The following is an 18,773-nucleotide window of genomic DNA, read 5'->3' on the forward strand; positions in this document are numbered from 1 at the left end:
CCGCACTCCCCACCACGGCCGTCTCCCCCGCCTTGCCACGGCCGCGCGCGGCGCCTCATCACCCGAGTTCCACCCCTTTCAACCGCTCTGAAGGGCCGCACCGACATGATGGACCGCTACGACAACGCATCGGATCCGGCGTCCTCGCCCCAAAACGCCCCGGGCCTGCCTCCCGCGGCGTGGAACGCCACGTCCCGGGCCGCCTCCCGCAGCCCCCTGGGTGAGCTGTTCGCGTCCTGGGCGGCCCGTACCCCACGGGCCGCTGCGCTGGTGGCCGGGGACCGGACGTGGTCCTTCGGTGAGGTCGACGCCTGGGCGAACCGCCTGGCCCACCACCTCATCGGGCGCGGTGTGGTGCCCGAGCGCGTGGTGGCCCTGGTCCTGCCGCGCTCGGCCGAACTGGTGGTGGCCGAGTTGGCGGTCGCCAAGGCCGGTGGCGCCTTCCTGCCCGTGGACCCCGCGCACCCCGAGGAGCGCCGGGCCATGATGCTGGCGGATGCCCGGCCGGTGGTGGTGCTCGACGACCCGGCGCACATCCGGGACGTGACCGGTCCGGAGCACACGCCCGGCGACGGCGACCGGCTCGCCCCGCTGCTGCCGGAGCACCCGGCGTACGTCATCTACACCTCCGGGTCCACGGGGGTGCCCAAGGGCGTGATGGTGCCGCACGCCGGGCTGGGCAACTTCTCCGCCGCCACCGCCGACCACTACCGGGTCCGGCCGGGCGACCGGGTGCTGCAGTTCTCCTCGCCGAGCTTCGACGCCTCCGTACTGGAGCTGTGCTCCTCCCTGCTCGCCGGGGCGGCGCTGGTGGTGCCCCCGGAGGGGCCGCTGCTGGGCGCCGAACTCGCCGCCGTGCTGCGGGAACACCGGGTGACCCATGCCCTGATCCCCCCGGCGGCGCTGGCGACGGTGCCCGCGGAGGAGGTACGCGAAGGACTGCCCGAGTTCCGCACCCTGATCGTGGGGGCGGAGGCGTGCCCCGCCGATCTGGTGGACCTGTGGGCGCCGGGCCGCCGGATGGTGAACTCCTACGGGCCGACCGAGGCCACCGTCGTGGCCACCTGGACCGACGCGCTGGGGGCGGGCTCCGGCAACCCGCCGATCGGCCGTCCGCTGCCCAACACCCGGGTGTTCGTGCTGGACGAGGCGATGCGCCCGGTGCCGGTGGGCTCGGTCGGGGAGCTGTACATCAGCGGCGCGGGAGTGGCCCGTGGCTATCTCGACCGCCCGGGGCTGACCGCGGAGCGCTTCGTCGCGGTCCCCTTCGGGCCGCCCGGCGCCCGCATGTACCGCACCGGTGACCTGGCCCGCTGGAACCCGGACGGTGAGGTGGAGTTCCTCGGCCGCACCGACCACCAGGTCAAGGTGCGCGGCTTCCGTATCGAACTGGGCGAGGTGGAGGCCGCGCTCGCCCGCCACCCGGACGTCCAGGCCGCCGTCGTCACCGTCCGGGAGGACGAGCCCGGGCTGAAGCGGCTGGTCGGCTATGTGGTGCCCGCCGCCGGGGGGTCGAAGCCCCGGGCCGCGGAGCTGCGGGCCGCGGCGGCCCGGCTGCTGCCCGCCCACATGGTGCCGTCCGCCTTCGTCGTGCTGGACGCGTTCCCCCTCACCCCGCACCGCAAGATCGACCGGCAGGCGCTGCCCGCCCCGTCCGCCACCGCCGAAGGGCACTCCCGCCACATCGAACCGCGCACCCCCGCCGAGGCCGCCCTGGTCCGCGTGTGGACCGAGGTGCTGCCGGTGGACGCCGTGGGCGTCGAGGACGACTTCCTGGGGCTCGGCGGCGACTCCATCCTCGGGGTCCGGCTGCTGTCCCGGATCCGGGCGGAGCTGGGCGTGGAACTGTCGCTGCGCGAACTGCTCGACGCCCGGACCGTGGCGCGGCTGGCCTCGCGGCTGCCGGAGGAGACCGCCGACGCGCCGGAGGCGCCGATTCCGCCCGCGCCCCGCGACCGGCCGCTGCCGCTGTCCGCCGCCCAGCGGCGGCTGTGGTTCCTGGACGATCTGACCTCCGGCGGCACCGAGTACAACACCGGGGCCGGGCTGCGGCTGAGCGGCCCGCTCGACACCGGCGCCCTGCGCCGCGCGCTGGCCGCCCTGGCCGCCCGGCACGACGCGCTGCGCACCACGTTCGTCACCGTGGACGGGCACGGTGTGCAGCAGGTCGCCGAGCACGGCACGGTACCGCTGGCCCACGCCGACCTCGGCGAGCTGCCCGCGGCGGAGCGCGACGCCGCCGTCGACCGGCTGCTGACCGACGAGCTGAACCGCCCCTATGACCTCGCCGAGTCCCCGCTGACCAGGGCGCTGCTCATCCGGCTCGCCGACGACGACCACGTACTGCTGCTGGCCCAGCACCACATCGTCACCGACGGCTGGTCGGTCGGGATCCTGGTCCGCGAACTGACCGCGTTGTACGAGGCGGAGGTCACCGGCGCCGACGCCGGCCTGCCCGGGCCCGCGCTGCAGTATCCGGACTTCGCCGTGTGGGAGCGGAACTGCCCCGCCCCGCCCGGGCAGGACACCGATCTGAAGTACTGGCGGGACCGGCTCTCCGGGATGCAGACCCTGGAGCTGCCCACCGACCGCCCGCGTCCTCCGGTGCGCACCACCGCCGGGGCGGTGCACCGGCGTGAGCTGCCCGCCGATCTGGTGGCCGCCCTCGGCCGGCTCGGCCGGGAGCGGAACACCACGCTGTTCACTCTGCTCGCGTCGTCCGTCGCGGTCCTGTTCTCGCGCTACTCGGGCCAGCGGGACGTGGCCTTCGGCACCGTCACCAGCGGACGCCACCGCAAGGAGCTGGAGTCGGTCGCCGGGTTCTTCGTCAATACGCTGGTGCTGCGCGCCGACGTCGACGGGGACAGCACCGTCGAGCAGTTCGTGGACGCGATGCGCGAGACGGTGCTGGATGCCTTCAGCCACGACCGGCTGCCGTTCGAGCGCGTCGTCGAGGAGCTGGCGCCGGGGCGCGACGCCAGCCGCAACCCGCTGGTGCAGGCACTGGTCGTCCAGCAGAGCGCCATGGTGCCCGCCCGGGAGGCCGGGGGCCTGACGATCGCCGAGCACTCCCTGCCGCGGCCCGCCGCGCGGTTCGACCTGGTGCTGGAGTTCCTGCCCCGGGACGACGGTTCGCTGGGGCTCACCGTCGAGTACAACTCCGATCTGTTCGACGCCCGGACGATGGAACAGATGGCCGGGCATCTGCACCGGCTGCTGACCCGGATGGTGGCCGACCCCGGCACCACCCTGATCGAGCTGCAGATGCTGAGCGACGCCGAGTGGCACCAGCTGCTCGACGCCTGGAACGGCGCGGGCCAGGCCGCCACCGAGGCGACGCTGCCCGAACTCTTCGCCGCGCGGGCGGCCTCACAGCCGCGGGCGACCGCCGTGACCTGCGGGGAGACCCGGCTCTCCTACGACGAGGTGAACCGGCGCGCCAACCGGCTCGCCCGGCTGCTGATCGACCGTGGCGTCGGCCCAGAGGGGCTGGTGGCGCTGGCCCTGCCGCGCTCGGCCGACCTCGTCGTCGTCCTGCTGGCGGTGCTCAAGGCGGGCGCCGGTTATCTGCCGGTGGACCCCGGATACCCGGCCGAGCGCATCGCGTTCATGCTGGACGACGCCGCACCCTCGACCATCCTCGCCACCGGTGACACGGCGGGCAGCCTGCCCGCCGGGGCCGAACCGCTGGTGCTGGACGGCGCGGCGGTCCGCGCCGAGCTGGGACGGCGGGCGGACGGCGACGTCACCGACGCCGAGCGCACCGGACCGCTGGACCCGGCCCACCCCGCCTACGTCATCTACACCTCCGGGTCCACCGGTACGCCCAAGGGCGTGGTGGTCGCCCATCGGAGCGTGGCGGGCCTGGCCGCCTGGGCCGAGGTCGAGTTGGGGCGGGAGCGGCTGACCGGGGTGGTGGCCTCCACCTCGCTCAACTTCGACGTATCCGTGTTCGAGATCCTGTGCCCGCTGCTGGCCGGCGGCAGCATCGAGGTCGTCCAGGATCTGCTGGCCCTCGCCGACCCCGCGAACCGGCCGCGCGCGACCGGGCTGATCAGCGGCGTGCCGTCGGTGTTCGCCCGGCTCCTGAGCGGGGACGCCGGGCAGACCGACGCCGGGTACATCGACGCGGGGCGCATCGACGCCGGGACCGTCGTCCTGGCGGGCGAGGCCCTGCCCGCCCAGACCGTACGGGACATCAGGGCGACGCTGCCCTCCTGCCGCATCGTCAACATGTACGGGCCGACCGAGGCGACCGTGTACGCCACCGCCTGGTTCGCCTCGGGCCCGCTCCCGCGGCAGGCGCCGCCGATCGGGCGGCCCGTCGCCGACACCCGCGCCTACGTCCTGGACCCGACGCTGCGGCTGGTGCCGCCCGGGGTGACCGGCGAGCTGTACCTCGGCGGCCAGGGCCTCGCCCGGGGCTATCTCAACCGGCCCGGGCTGACCGCCGACCGCTTTCTCGCGGACCCCTTCGGGGCGCCCGGCAGCCGGATGTACCGCACCGGCGACCTGGTGCGCTGGGGCGGCGACGGCCAGCTGGAGTACATGGGCCGGGCCGATGACCAGGTGAAGATCCGCGGTTTCCGCATCGAACTGGGCGAGGTCGAGACGGCGTTGCTGCGCCACCCCGGCGTCGCCGAGGCCGCCGCCGTCGCGAAGGAGACCGGCGGCCACAAGCGGCTCATCGCCTACGTGGTGCCCGCGCCGGGCGCCACACCGGACCCGGCCGCGCTGCGCGCGTTCCTCCAGGGCAGCCTGCCCGACTACATGGTGCCCGCCTCGGTCCTGGTCATGGAGCGGATGCCGCTCAACCCCAACGGCAAGCTGGACCGGGGCCGTCTCCCCGACCCGGACTGGTCCCAGTCGGCGGCGCCGGGCTACGTGGCGCCGCGCACCGCGACCGAGCGGACCCTCGCCGCCGTCTGGGCCCGGATCCTCCATGTGGAACGCATCGGGGTGGAGGACAACTTCTTCTCGCTCGGCGGGGATTCGATCCTCAGCATCCAGGTGGTCTCCCAGGCACGGCAGGCCGGGCTCTCCGTCACCTCCCGCGATGTCTACCGCCACCAGACGATCGCCGCCCTCGCCCTGCACCTGGACACCGCGGCCGCGGCTCCGCAAGCCGGCGCCACGGAGGGCGAAGCGGCCACCGGGGATCTGCCGCTGACGCCCATCCAGCACTGGCTGTTCGAGCACGACCCCGAGCGGGCCGGGCACTTCAACCAGACGATCTCCCTCGTCCTGCCCGAGGACGTGGACGAGGACGCGCTGCGCGGCGCCCTGGAGACGGTCGTGGCCCACCACGACGCCCTGCGCTCCCGGTTCCCCCGCGAGGACGGCGGCCGGCACCAGCGCATCGACGGCGGCGGGAGCGCGGACCTGCTCCACCGCCACACCGGCGGCGGCGAGCCGCACCTCGGCGGCTTCGACCTGACGGCCGGACCGCTGCTGCGCGCGGTGCTCGACGCGGACGCCGGGCCCGAGGGGCGGCCGGTGCTGCACCTCACCGTGCACCACGCCATCGTGGACGGGGTCTCCTGGCGCATCCTGCTGGAGGACCTGGACAGCGCGTACCGCGGCCTGGCGCTGCCCGCCGCGTCCTCCCCGCTGCGCGGGTGGGCCCGGCGGCTGAACGACCACGCGCGGACCGGTGGGTTCGACGCCGAGACCGCGTACTGGACCGAGCTGGCCGGTGCCTGCGATCCGTCGCTGCCGGTGGATCTGGACGGGGCGAACACCTACGCCTCGGCCCGGTCGGTCACCGTCACCCTCGACCAGGACGAGACCACCGCCCTGCTCCAGACGCTGCCCGAGGTCTACCGCACGCAGGTCAACGACGTGCTGCTGAGCGCGCTGGCCCGGGTGCTGGGCCAGTGGACCGGGCGCGCCCGGGTGCCGGTGGACCTGGAGGGCCACGGCCGCGAGGAGATCTTCGAGGAGGTGGATCTGTCCCGTACGGTCGGCTGGTTCACCACCCGCTTCCCGGTGGCGCTCGACCTTCCCGAAAGCGGCCGGGGCGACCTGCCGGAAGACGCCTGGGGAGACGTACTCAAGTCCGTCAAGGAGCAGTTGCGGGCCGTGGCGCAGCGCGGCCTGGGGTACGGGGCGCTGCGCCATCTGGCCCGCCCCGAGGGCCTTCCGGCCGGTCCCACGGCCGGGGTCAGCTTCAACTACCTGGGTCAGTTCGAGCTGCCGGGCGACGGCGACGGGCTCTTCCGCGGCCTCCACCGCGAACTGGCCCTGGACGCCGACCCGGAGGCCTTGCGGCCGCATCCGCTGGAGGTGGTCGGCCGGGTCGAGGACCAGCGGCTCGCGTTCACCTGGTTCTACTCCGCGAACCTGCACCGGGAGGAGACCGTCGGCGAGCTGGCCGGGGAGTTCCTGCGGGCGCTGCGCGCCATCGCCCGGCACGCCGCCGCGCCCGGCGCGGGCGGCCGCACCCCGTCCGACTTCCCGCTCGCCTCCCTCGACCAGGCCACGGTGGACCGGCTGGCCGGGGACGGCGGCGCGGTGGAGGACATCTACCCGCTCACCCCCACCCAGGCGGGCATGCTGTTCCACGGGCTGTCCCAGGACGACCGGCGCGCCTACTTCCAGCAGCTCACCTTCGTCCTCGACGGGGTGTCCGACCCCCGGGCGCTGGCCGACGCCTGGCAGAGGGTCACCGACCGCACGCCGGTGCTGCGCAGCCGCACCGAGTGGGACGGGGTCCCCGAGCCGCTGCAGGTGGTGGAGCGCGGGGTCCGGGTGCCGGTCACCCAGCTCGACTGGCGCGGGCTGTCGGAGGCGGAGCGCCGGGAGGAGGCGCGGCGGTTCCTCGCCGAGGACCGGGAGCGGGGTCTGGACCTGGCCGTCGCGCCGCTGATGCGGCTGGCGATCGCCCGGCTCTCCGACACCGAGGTCCAGGTGGTGTGGACGTTCCACCATCTGATCCTGGACGGCTGGAGCCTGTTCCAGGTGCTGTCCGACGTCTTCGCCTGCCATGCGGCCGGGGCGGGGGCCGCGCTGCCCAGCCGCCGCCCGTTCCGCGACTATGTGGCCTGGCTGGGTGACCGCGACTGGGCGGAGGCCGAGGAGCACTGGCGCGCCCGGCTCGGCGATCTGTCCGAGCCCACTTCGCTGCCCTTCGACCGGGAGCCCACCGGGACCCATCACGCTGAGTCCACCGCCGAGGTGCGGGTCACGCTGCCCGCGGACGCGTCGCGCGGGCTGGCGGAGCTGGCCAGGGGCGCGGGGCTCACCATGAACACCCTGCTCCAGGGCGCCTGGACGCTGCTGCTGTCCCGGTACACCGGCCGCGCGGACGTGGTCTTCGGGACCACGGTCTCGGGCCGTCCGCCGGAGCTGCCGGGCGCCCTGGCGATGGCCGGTCTGTTCATCACCACCGTGCCGACCCGGCTGCCGGTCCCCACGGGCGGCAGCCTGCTGTCGTGGCTGCGGGAGGTGCAGGAGCGGCAGACCGAGGACCGGCGGTTCGACTTCGTACCGCTGACCCGGCTGCAGTCCATGACCCGGCTCGAAGAGCGGGTGAACCTCTTCGACAGCATCGTGGTGTTCGAGAACTACCCCGTCGGCGGGGACCTCGCCGCCGCGCACGGGCTGGCGCTGCGGGACCTCGACGGCGTCGAGACGACGAACTACCCGCTGAGCCTGGTGGTCTACCCCGGCGAGGAGATGGCGCTGCGGCTCGGCTACGACCCGTCCCTGTTCGACGCGGCGACGATTCGGCGCATGGCCGAGTACCTGTCGGTGCTGCTGACGAACATGGCCACCGGCGCAGACCGGGCGCCCGCGCGCCTTCCGGTGCTCGGCGACGCCCGGCGCGCCCAGGTGCTGCGGGAGTGGAACGACACCACGGCCCCGCTGTCCGAGGGGTCGGTGGCCGATCTGTTCGCCGCCCAGGTGCGGCGGACGCCGGACGCGCCCGCCCTGGACGGGGACGGCGGCCCGGTGAGCTACCGCGAGCTGGACGCGCGCGCCAACCGGCTGGCCCACCGGCTCATCGGGCTCGGGACCGGGCCGGAGCGGCCGGTGGCCGTGCTGATGGACCGGTCCGTGGAGCTGGTGGTCGCCCAGCTGGCCATCGTCAAGGCGGGCGGGGTGTACGTACCGCTGGACACCCGTGCGCCCGAGGACCGGCTCCGGGTGGTGCTGGCAGAGGCGACGGCGGACGTCCTGCTGACCGACCGCGCCTGGGAGCGGACCGCCGCGGACCTCGGGCACGGCGGGCGCACCCTGCTGGTGGCACCCGGTGCCCAGGGCGGCGACGAGCCGTCCGGGCCGCCCGCGGTGGAGATCTTCCCCGACAACACGGCCTATCTGATGTTCACTTCGGGCTCCACGGGACGGCCCAAGGGCGTCGCGGTCCGGCACCGCGATGTGACCGCCCTCGCCCAGGACCGCGCCTTCGCGCGCCACGACCGGGTGCTGGTGCACTCCCCGCAGGCGTTCGACGCCTCCACCTACGAGGTGTGGGTGCCGCTGCTGCGCGGCGGCACGGCCGTCCTGGCGCCGGTGGGCGACGTGGACGCCGACGCCGTACGCCACGCGATCGCCGGGCACGGGGTGAGCTGCCTGTGGCTGACCGCCGGTCTGTTCCGGCTGCTGGCGCAGGAGGCGCCGGACTGCCTGCGCGGCGCCCGGGAGGTGTGGACCGGCGGCGAGGCGGTGCCGCCCGCGGCGGTGCGCCGGGTGCTCGACGCCTGCCCCGACCTGATGGTCGTCGACGGCTACGGGCCCACCGAGACCACGACCTTCGCCACCCGGCGCTTCTTCCGCGCCGGTGAGGACCTGCCCGGCACCCTGCCCATCGGACGCCCGATGGACAACACCCGCGTGTACGTCCTGGACGGCGCGCTCCAGCCGCAGCCGCCGGGCATCCCCGGCGAGTTGTACATCGCGGGCGCCGGGCTCGCCCGTGGCTACCGGAACCGGCCGGGCCCCACGGCCGAGCGCTATGTCGCCGACCCCTTCGGGCCTCCCGGCTCCCGGATGTACCGCACCGGGGACCTGGTGTCCTGGACCGCCGACGGCGAACTCGCCTTCGTGGGCCGCTCGGACGACCAGATGAAGATCCGCGGCTTCCGCATCGAACCCGGCGAGATCGAGGCCGCGCTCACCCGCCACCCGTCCGTCGCCGAGGCCGTCGTCGCCCTCGCGCGGGACGGGGAACGGAAGCTCCTGGCCGCCTATCTGGTCCCGGTGCGCGGCGAGGCGGTGCCCGAACCCGAGGAGCTGCGGTCCCTGCTGGGCCGGACGCTGCCCGGCTACATGGTGCCCGCGGTCTTCATCGCCCTGGACGAACTGCCGCTCACCGCCAACGACAAGGTGGACCGCCGCCGGCTTCCGGCGCCCGACTGGGCGGCGGCCACGACCGGCGCGGAGTACGTGGCGCCCCGCACCGACACCGAGCGGATCCTCGCGGAGGTCATGGGTCCGCTGCTGGGCCGGGAGCGGATCGGCGTCGAGGACAACTTCTTCATGCTCGGCGGGGACTCGATCCTCAGCATCCAGGTCGCCTCGCGCGCCCGGCAGGCGGGCCTTTCGGTGACGCCCAGGGAACTGTTCCGGCACCCCACCATCGCCTCGCTCGCCACCGTCGCCACCGCCACCGCCCGGCCCGCCGCCGACGCGGGGCCGGTCAGCGGCGAGGTGCCGCTCACACCGATCCAGCACTGGTTCCTCGGTACGGGCAGCCCCCGGCCCGAGCACTTCAACCAGTCGGTCCTGGTCGAGCTCGACCGGGACCCCGACCCCCGGGCGCTCCGTCAGGCCCTGCGGGCGCTGCTGGTCCACCACGACGCGCTGCGGATGCGCTACGAGCACCGGGCGGACGGCACCGTACGGCAGTACTGCCCGCCGCCGGACGAGACCGGCCCGGACCCGCTGCGGGAGGTGGACCTGTCCGGGCTCGCGGAGCCGGAGCGGCGGGCCGCCGAGGAGGCGGCCATGGCCGAGGCGAACGCCGGGTTCGCCCTGGACACCGGGCCGCTGCTGGCCGCCCGGCTGCTGCGCCCGGGCCAGGGCTTGCGGCCGACGCTCTTCCTGACCGTGCACCACCTGGTGGTCGACGGCGTCTCCTGGCGCGTGCTGCTGGAGGACCTGGAAACCGCCTACCGCCAGGCGCTCGAGGCCGCCCCGGCCGGCCTCGGCGCGCGCACCACCTCCGTACGGGACTGGTCCCGGCGGCTCACCGAGCACACCACGGCGGGCGGCTTCGACGCCGAACTCCCGCACTGGACGGCGGTGGCCGCCGACTGCGCGGTCCCGATCCCCGTGGACGGCGAGGGCGAGAACACCGTCGCGGGCATGCGGTCGGTGACCGTAGCGCTGGACCGGGAGCGGACCACGGCCCTGCTGCAGCAGGTGCCCGAGGTCTACCGCACCCGCGTGGACGACGTGCTGCTCTCGGCGCTGGGCCGGGTGCTGGCCGAGTGGACCGGGCGGCGGCGGGTCGCGGTCGACCTGGAGGGCCACGGCCGGGAGGAACACCTCCTCGACGGTGTGGACCTGTCCCGTACCGTCGGCTGGTTCACCACCATGTTCCCGGTCGCGCTGGACATCCCGGAGGTCCCGGGCGGCGGCTGGGGCGAGACGCTGAAATCCGTCAAGGAGCAGCTGCGGGCGGTGCCCGCCCGGGGCATCGGCTACGGCGCGCTGCGCCATCTGGCCCCGGACTCGCCGCTCGCGGACGCGGCGGAGCCCGACATCAGCTTCAACTACCTCGGCCAGTTCGACTGGTCGGACGCGGGCGGGACGAGCGCCGCCTCCCTGGTCCGCACCGTGCGGGGCGGTCTGGGGGGCGACGCCGCACCGGAGTCGCTCCGGGCTCATCTGCTCGACATCGTGGGCCGGGTCGAGGGGCGCCGCCTGGAGATCACGTGGTACTACGGCTCCGGGACGCACTCCGAGGAGACGGTGGCCCGGCTGGCCGGGGACATGCTCCGCGCCCTGGAGGACATCGTCGCCCACTGCGCCGACCCCGCCGCGGGCGGCCGTACCCCGTCGGACTTCCCGCTGGCCCGGCTGGACCAGGCCGCGGTGGACCGGGTGGCCGCCGACGGGCGGTCGGTGGAGGACATCTATCCGCTGACCCCGATGCAGGCCGGGATGCTGTTCCACAGCCTCGTGGACCCGGCGTCCGACGCCTACTTCAACCAGGTGCAGCTGCGGCTGACCGGGGTGACGGACCCGCGGGCGCTGGCCACGGCGTGGCAGCGGACCACGGTCGCCAACCCGATCCTGCGCACCCACCTGGTCTGGGCGGACACCCCCGAACCCCTTCAGGTCGTACGGCGCCGGGCCACCCTGCGGATCGCCCACCACGACTGGACCGGACGGTCCGGGGAGTGGCGCGAGGCCGAGCTGAACAGGCTGCTCGCCGATGACCGGGCCGAGGGGATCGACCTCGGCAGCGCGCCGCTGACCCGGCTGGCCCTGATCCGGCTGTCGGCCGACGAGGTGCGGCTGATCTGGACGTTCCACCATGTGCTGCTCGACGGCTGGAGCGCGGCGCAGGTCTTCGACGAGGTGTGCGAGCGGTACGCGGCGCTCACCACCGGGCGCGGCGCCGTCGTGACGGCCAGGCGGCCCTTCCGCGAGTACCTGGGCTGGCTCGGGGAGCAGGACACGGCGGAGGCCGAGCGGTTCTGGCGCGAGGCGCTGGCGGGCTTCACCGCCCCGACCGAGCTGCCCCGCGACCGGCCCGCGGCCGAGGCGCACCGTACGGCGTCCTCGGGCACCCACCGGGTCACGCTCGGCGCCGAGGAGTCCGCGCTGCTCCGTACCGTCGCCCAGCGCAACGGGCTGACGATGAACACGGTGGTGCAGGGCGCCTGGGGGCTGCTGCTGTCCCGCTACGGCGGGGCGGACGACGTGGCGTTCGGAACCACCGTCTCGGGGCGGCCCGCCGCGCTGCCGGGGGTCGAGTCGATGGTCGGGGTGTTCATCAACACCATTCCCACCCGGGTCCGGGTGGACGGCCGGAGCCCGCTGCTGAGCTGGCTGCGGGAACTCCAGACGGCCCAGTCGGAGTCCCGGCGCTTCGAGTTCGTGTCCCTGGCGCAGCTGCAGAGCTGGAGCGAGGTGCCCGGCGGGGTCGGCCTCTTCGACAGCATCGTGGTGTTCGAGAACTACCCCTTCGACAGCGACGCCATCGCCGCGCACGGCCTCGGCATCCACCAGGAGCGGGACCTCGAACCGACGAACTACGCGCTCAGCGTCGTGGTGGCGCCCGAGGAGCGGCTGTCGATCTCGCTGGACTACGACCCGGCCGTCTTCGACGCCGCCACGGTCGAGCGGCTGGGCGGTTGCCTGCACGGGCTGCTGACCGAGATGGCGGCCGATCCGGAACGGCGGCTGGAGGAGCTGCCGCTGATCGGCGCGGCGGAAACCCGCCGGATCCTGGACGAGTTCAGCGGTCGCGTCGCCCCGGCGCCGGGCGCGGTCCTGCCGGAGCTGTTCGAGGCGCAGGCGGCCCGTACCCCGGACGCGGTGGCCGTGCGGGGCGCGGGGACGCAGCTGACCTACCGGGAGCTGAACGAGCGCGCCAACCGGCTCGCCCGGCTGCTCATCGGCGCGGGAGCCGGTCCCGAGCGCTTCGTGGCGCTGTCGCTGCCGCGTACGCCGGAGCTGGTGGTGGCGCTGCTGGCGGTGCTCAAGAGCGGCGCCGGATACCTCCCGGTCGACCCCGCCTACCCGGCGGAGCGCATCGCGTTCATGATCGGCGACATCGCCCCGGACATCGTCCTGACCACGCGGGAGACGGCTCCCCGGATCCCGGCCGGGCCGGGTCACCGGATCCTGCTGGACGACGCGGAGACCGGCCGTGCGCTGGCCGGACAGTCCGCCCAGGACGTCGGCGACGCCGAGCGCGTCGCGCCGCTGGTCGCCGGCCATCCGGCGTACGTCATCCACACTTCCGGGTCGACCGGTACGCCCAAGGGCGTCGTCGCCACCCACCAGGGCGTGGCGGCGCTGGCCGCCTGGGCGGCGGAGGAGTTCGGCGCGGTGGGGCTCTCCCATGTCGTGGCGTCCACCTCGCTGAACTTCGATGTGTCGGTCTTCGAGATCATCTGCCCGCTGCTGACCGGCGGCTCCCTGGAGATCGTGGCGGATCTGCTCGCCCTGGCCGAGCGGCCGGAGCCCTGGACGGCGTCCCTGATCAGCGCCGTGCCCTCGGCCCTCGCGCAGGTCCTCGGCAAGGGCGGCGTCTCCGTCACGGCCGACACGGTGGTGCTGGCGGGCGAGGGGCTGGCGGCCCGTACGGTCCAGGAGGTCCGCGACGCCATCCCGGGCTGCCGGGTGGCCAACATCTACGGGCCCACCGAGGCCACCGTCTACGCCACCGCCTGGAGTTGCGACCCCGCCGACCCCGGCCGGACCCCGCCGATCGGTTCCCCGGTCGCCGCCACCCGGGCCTACGCGCTGGACGCGCGGCTGCGGCCGGTGCCCGTCGGAGTGCCCGGCGAGCTGTACCTGGCCGGTCCGGGCCTGGCCCGGGGGTACTCCGGCCGTCCCGGGCTGACCGCGGACCGCTTCACGGCCGACCCCTTCGGGCCCGCGGGCGGCCGGATGTACCGCACCGGCGACCTGGTGCGGTGGGACGCGGACGGGCAGCTGGAGTACCTGGGCAGGACCGACGACCAGGTCAAGGTGCGGGGCTTCCGCATCGAACTGGGCGAGGTCGAGGCCGCGCTGGCGCGCCACCCCGAGGTCGCCGAGGCGGCCGCGGCGGTGGTCGAGACCGACGGCCACAAACGGCTGGTGGGCTATGTCGTCCCGGCACCCGGGACGGCGGCGGTCGATCCCGCCGCGATGCGCGCGTTCCTCGCGACGAGCCTGCCGGACCACATGGTTCCCGCGGCCGTCGTCACCCTGGAGCGGCTGCCGCTGGGCACCAGCGGCAAGCTCGACCGGCGGGCGCTGCCCGCCCCGGACTGGGCCGCCCCCGCCGCCGGCCATGTGCCGCCCCGTACGGAGACCGAGAAGGCCCTCGCCGGGATCTGGGCCGAGGTCCTGGGGGTGGAGCGGGTCGGCGTCGACGACAACTACTTCACCCTCGGCGGGGACTCCATCCTCAGCATCCAGATCGTCTCCTCCGCCCGCCGGGCGGGGATCGAGCTGACCCCGCGCCATCTGTTCGTCCACCAGACCGTCGCGGACCTGGCCGCCGCCGCCCGGGACGTCCCGGCCACGGCGGTCGCGGCCGAACAGGGGCCGGTCGTCGGCGAGGTGCCGCTCACCCCCGTCCAGCACTGGCTGTTCGAAACCCTCCCGGACAGCCCCGGCCACTTCACCCAGTCGGTCTCCGCCGAGCTGGCCGGGCCGGTGGACGAGGCCGCGCTGCGCGCCGCCCTGGACACGCTGCTCGACCACCACGACGCGCTGCGGCTGCGCTTCGAGCCCACCGGGAACGGCCACTGGCGCCAGCACAGCGTCCCGCCGGGCGGCGACGGGCCGGTGCTCGACGTCCACGACCTGTCCGCCACCGGCCCCGGGCCGCAAGAGGCGGCCATGCGGGATGCGGAAATGCGCGTCCGCACCGGATTCCGGCTGGAGCAGGGGCCGTTGTTCAAGGCCGTGCTGTTCCTGCGGGGCGACGGGCAGCGCCCGGTCCTCAGCCTGATCGCCCACCACCTGGTGGTGGACGCGGTCTCCTGGCGGATCCTGCTGGAGGACCTGGACACCGCCTACCGGCTGATCGGCGCCGGGCGGCCCGGAAGCCTGGGCCGGAAGACCACCTCGTTCCGCGCGTGGTCGCGGCGGTTGAGCGAACACACCGTCGCCGGGGGCTTCGACAACGAACTCGGCCACTGGACCGCCGCGCACGGCTGCCCGGACCTCCCCACGGACGCCGAGGGCCCCAACACCGCCGCCAGTGAGGAGACGGTGACGGTCCGGCTGGACACCGAGGAGACCCGGGTCCTGCTCCAGGATGTGCCGGGCGCCTATCTGACCCGGATCAACGACGTGCTGCTGTGCGCGCTGGGCCGGGTGCTGAGCCGCTGGACCGGTCAGGACCGGGTGCTGGTCGCCCTGGAGGGGCACGGCCGCGAGGAGATCTTCGAGGGCACCGATCTGTCCCGTACGGTCGGCTGGTTCACCAGCATGTTCCCCGTCGCCCTGGACGGCGGCGCCGGAACCGGTCTCGAGGATGCGCTGAAGACCGTCAAGGAGCGGCTGCGGGCCATCCCCGGGAACGGGCTGGGCTACGGGGCGCTGCGCCATCTGTCCGGCGCGGCCGCGCCGGATCTCACCGAGGACCCGCAGATCAGCTTCAACTACCTCGGCCAGCTCGACTGGGACCTGCCGGACGGCGGGCTGCTGCACTCCCTGCGCAGCGGGCTGGAGGGCGATATGAGCCCGGAGGCGCCCCGGCCGCATCTCCTCGACGTGGTCGGCCGGGTGGAGCACAAGAAGCTGGAACTCACCTGGTCCTACTCGCGGGACCGGCACCAGCGCGACACGGTGCTCCGGCTCGCCGAGGAGACCCTGGACGAGCTGCGCGCGATCATGCGGCTGTGCGCGGAGGGGGAGGCGGGCGGCCGCACGCCCTCGGACTTCCCGCTGGCCGCCCTGGACCAGGAGACCGTCGACCGGCTGGCGGGCGACGGCCGGGACGTGGCCGACATCTATCCGCTGACGCCCACCCAGAGCGGGCTGGTCTTCCACGGGCTGGCCCAGCGGGGCCAGGGGCTCTATGTGGAGCAGGCGACCTTCATCCTGGACGGCGTCCGGGACTCCCGGGTCCTCGCCGCCGCCTGGCAGCACGTCGTCGACCGCACCCCGGTGCTGCGCAGCGAGGTCGTGATGCAGGGGGTGCCCGAGCCGCTGCAGCTCGTGCGCCGCGGCGCGGCCGTACCGGTCGAGGAGCTGGACTGGAGCGAACTGTCGGAGGACGAGCGCCGGACCGCGCTGGAGCGGCTGCTCGACCAGGACCGCGAGCGGGGGCTCGATCTCGCCACGGCGCCGCTGCTCCGCGTCACCCTGGCGCGGCTCTCACCGACCGAGGTGCAGGTGCTGTGGACCTTCCACCATGTGCTGCTCGACGGCTGGAGCGTCTTCCAGGTCCTGACCGACGTCTTCACGGCCCATGCCGCCCTGGCCGGGGGTGAACAGCCCCGGCTCCAGGCCCGCAGGCCGTTCGCGGACTATGTCGCCTGGCTCGGCCGGCAGGACCGCGCCCAGGCCGAGGCGCACTGGCGCAAGACATTGACGGGGTTCACCACACCCACTCCCCTCCCCTACGACCGCAAGCCGACCGCGGAGGCCGCCACCCGGTCCTCGCAGTGGCTGTCGCAGCGGCTCGGTGAGCAGGAGACCGCAGCCCTGGAGGACTTCGCCCGGCGGCACCGGCTCACTCTCAATACGATCGTCCAAGGTGCTTGGGGATTGCTCGTATCTCGCTTGAGCGGAGAGTCGGACGTCTGCTTCGGGGCGACCGTCTCGGGACGTCCGACCGAACTGCCCGGCGCCGACAGCATCACCGGCATCTTCATCAACACCCTTCCGGTGCGGCTGCGCGTAGCCGATGCCGACGAAGGCGCGGAGGGCGCCCTCACGGTCCCGTGGCTGCGCGGGCTCCAGTCCGACCAGGCGGACGCGCGCGGCTTCGGCCATGTCCCGCTGTCCCAGCTCCAGGGCTGGAGCGAGGTGCCGGGCGGGGCGGACCTCTTCGAGAGCCTGGTGGTCTTCGAGAACTATCCGATCAACAGCTCCGCCGCCGCCGAACACGGGCTGCGGGTGCGTGAACTCCAGGCCCTGGAGTCCACCAACTACGCGCTGACCGTGGTCGTCTCGCCCGGCTCCGAGCTGTCCGTCGAACTCGGCTACGACCCCCGGCTCTTCGAGGAGACCACCGCCCAGGGGCTGGCCGCCCAGCTGACGCACGTCCTCGGCGCCCTCGCCGCGGCACCCGACGATCAGCCGCTGGACCGGATCGGCACCCTGCCCGCCGCGATGCGCGAGCGGCTTCTGGTGGACTGGAACGACACCGCCCGGCCCGCCGCGCAGACGACCCTGGCGGAACTCTTCGAGGCCGCCGCGGACCGTCACCCCGACGCGCCCGCGGTCCTCGCCCCCGGGGCCGAGCTGTCCTACGCGGAGCTGGACGCCCGGGCCAACCGCCTCGCCCACCGCCTCATCGCGCAAGGTGTGGGCCCCGGGCGGATCGTCGCCCTGGTGCTGCCCCGGTCGGTGGAGATCGTCGTCGCCCAGCTCGCGGTGGCCAAGGCGGGCGGCGCCCATCTGCCCGTCGACCCCGGCTATCCCGCCGAGCGCGTCGCCCTGATGCTGGAGGACTCCGCCCCGCACCTCACCCTCCGCGACATCGGCGAGGACACCGGTGGCCCCGCGCACCGGCCCACCGACCGGGACCGGTCGCGTCCCGTCGACCCCGACGACCCGGCCTATGTGATCTACACCTCCGGGTCCACCGGCACCCCCAAGGGCGTGGTGGTCACCCACCGCGGGATCGGGAACCTCGCCGCCGCCGAGGCCGAGCACTACGAGGTACGGGAGGGCGACCGCGTCCTGCAGTTCGCCTCACCCAGCTTCGACGCCTCCGTACTGGAGCTGTGCATGGCACTGCCCACCGGCGCCGCGCTCGTGGTGCCGGAACCCGGGCCGCTGCTGGGCGAGCACTTGGCGCGCGTGCTGCGCGAGCGGCGCGTCACCCACACCCTCATCCCGCCCGCCGCGCTGGCCACGCTGCCCGCCGGAACCGAGAAGGAGCTGCCCGAACTGCGCACGCTGATCGTGGGCGGGGACGCCTGCGGCACGGAGCTGACGACCCGGTGGGCCACCCACCACCGCATGATCAACTCCTATGGGCCCACCGAGGCCACCGTGGTCGCCACCTGGTCCGACCCGCTCGTCGCGGACGGGGCCCCGCCGCCCATCGGGCGGCCCGTCCCCAACACCCGGGTGTATCTGCTCGACGCGCGGCTGCGCCCGGTGCCCCCCGGGGTGCCCGGCGAACTGTGGATCAGCGGTCCGTCGCTGGCCCGCGGCTATCTGAACCGCCCCGGGCTGACCGCGTCCCGCTTCCTCGCGGACCCGTTCGGGCCCGCCGGATCGCGGATGTACCGCACCGGCGACCTGGCCCGCTACGACGCCGAAGGCCGGATCCACCACGTGGGCCGCACCGACCACCAGATCAAGCTGCACGGCTACCGCATCGAGGCCGGTGAGGTGGAGACGGCCCTGGTCGGCCACCCCTCGGTCGCCGAGGCCGTGGTGACGGTCCGGGAGGACGAGCCCGGTGTCCGCAGGCTGGTGGCGCATCTCGTGCTCGCCCCCGGTGCCACCGCCCCGGCCGACGCCGAGCTGCGCGCCGAGCTGGGCCGTACCCTGCCCGGCTACATGGTGCCGTCGGCGTTCGCCGTCCTGGACCGCCTCCCGCTCACCGAGAACGGCAAGACGGACCGTGCGGCGCTGCCCGCGCCCGGCCCGGCCACCGCGGCACCGGCCGCCGGCCATGTCGAGCCGCGCACCCCCACCGAGGAGGTCATCGCGGAGATCTGGTCCGAGGTCCTGGGGGTGGATCCGGTCGGCGCCGAGGACGACTTCTTCGCCCTGGGCGGTGACTCGGTCCGCAGCCTGCTGATCGCCTCCCGGGCGGGTGAGGCGTTCGGCCTCGACCTGACACCGCGGGACATCATGACCGCGCACACGGTCTCCTCCCTCGCCGAGCTGGTCGAGGAATACATCCTGCGCGAACTCGAAGACGCCGCTTCGGGCGGCAGCGACCACGACGAACGGTGAGGACA

Annotated in this window: 1 protein-coding gene; it reads left to right on the forward strand. The window is 74.4% G+C overall.

Going from position 1 to position 18,773, the window contains the following annotated elements; translation table 11 throughout:
• Nucleotides 1–105: 105 nt before the first annotated feature.
• Nucleotides 106–18,768, forward strand: coding sequence for a non-ribosomal peptide synthase/polyketide synthase (locus tag ACFZCY_RS16860; protein ID WP_391173562.1), 18,663 nt, complete (start codon nt 106–108; stop codon nt 18,766–18,768).
• Nucleotides 18,769–18,773: the final 5 nt, after the last annotated feature.

Origin of the sequence: Streptomyces sp. NPDC007983 (genome assembly GCF_042958345.1) — a bacterium.
In the GTDB taxonomy this organism is placed as follows: domain Bacteria; phylum Actinomycetota; class Actinomycetes; order Streptomycetales; family Streptomycetaceae; genus Streptomyces.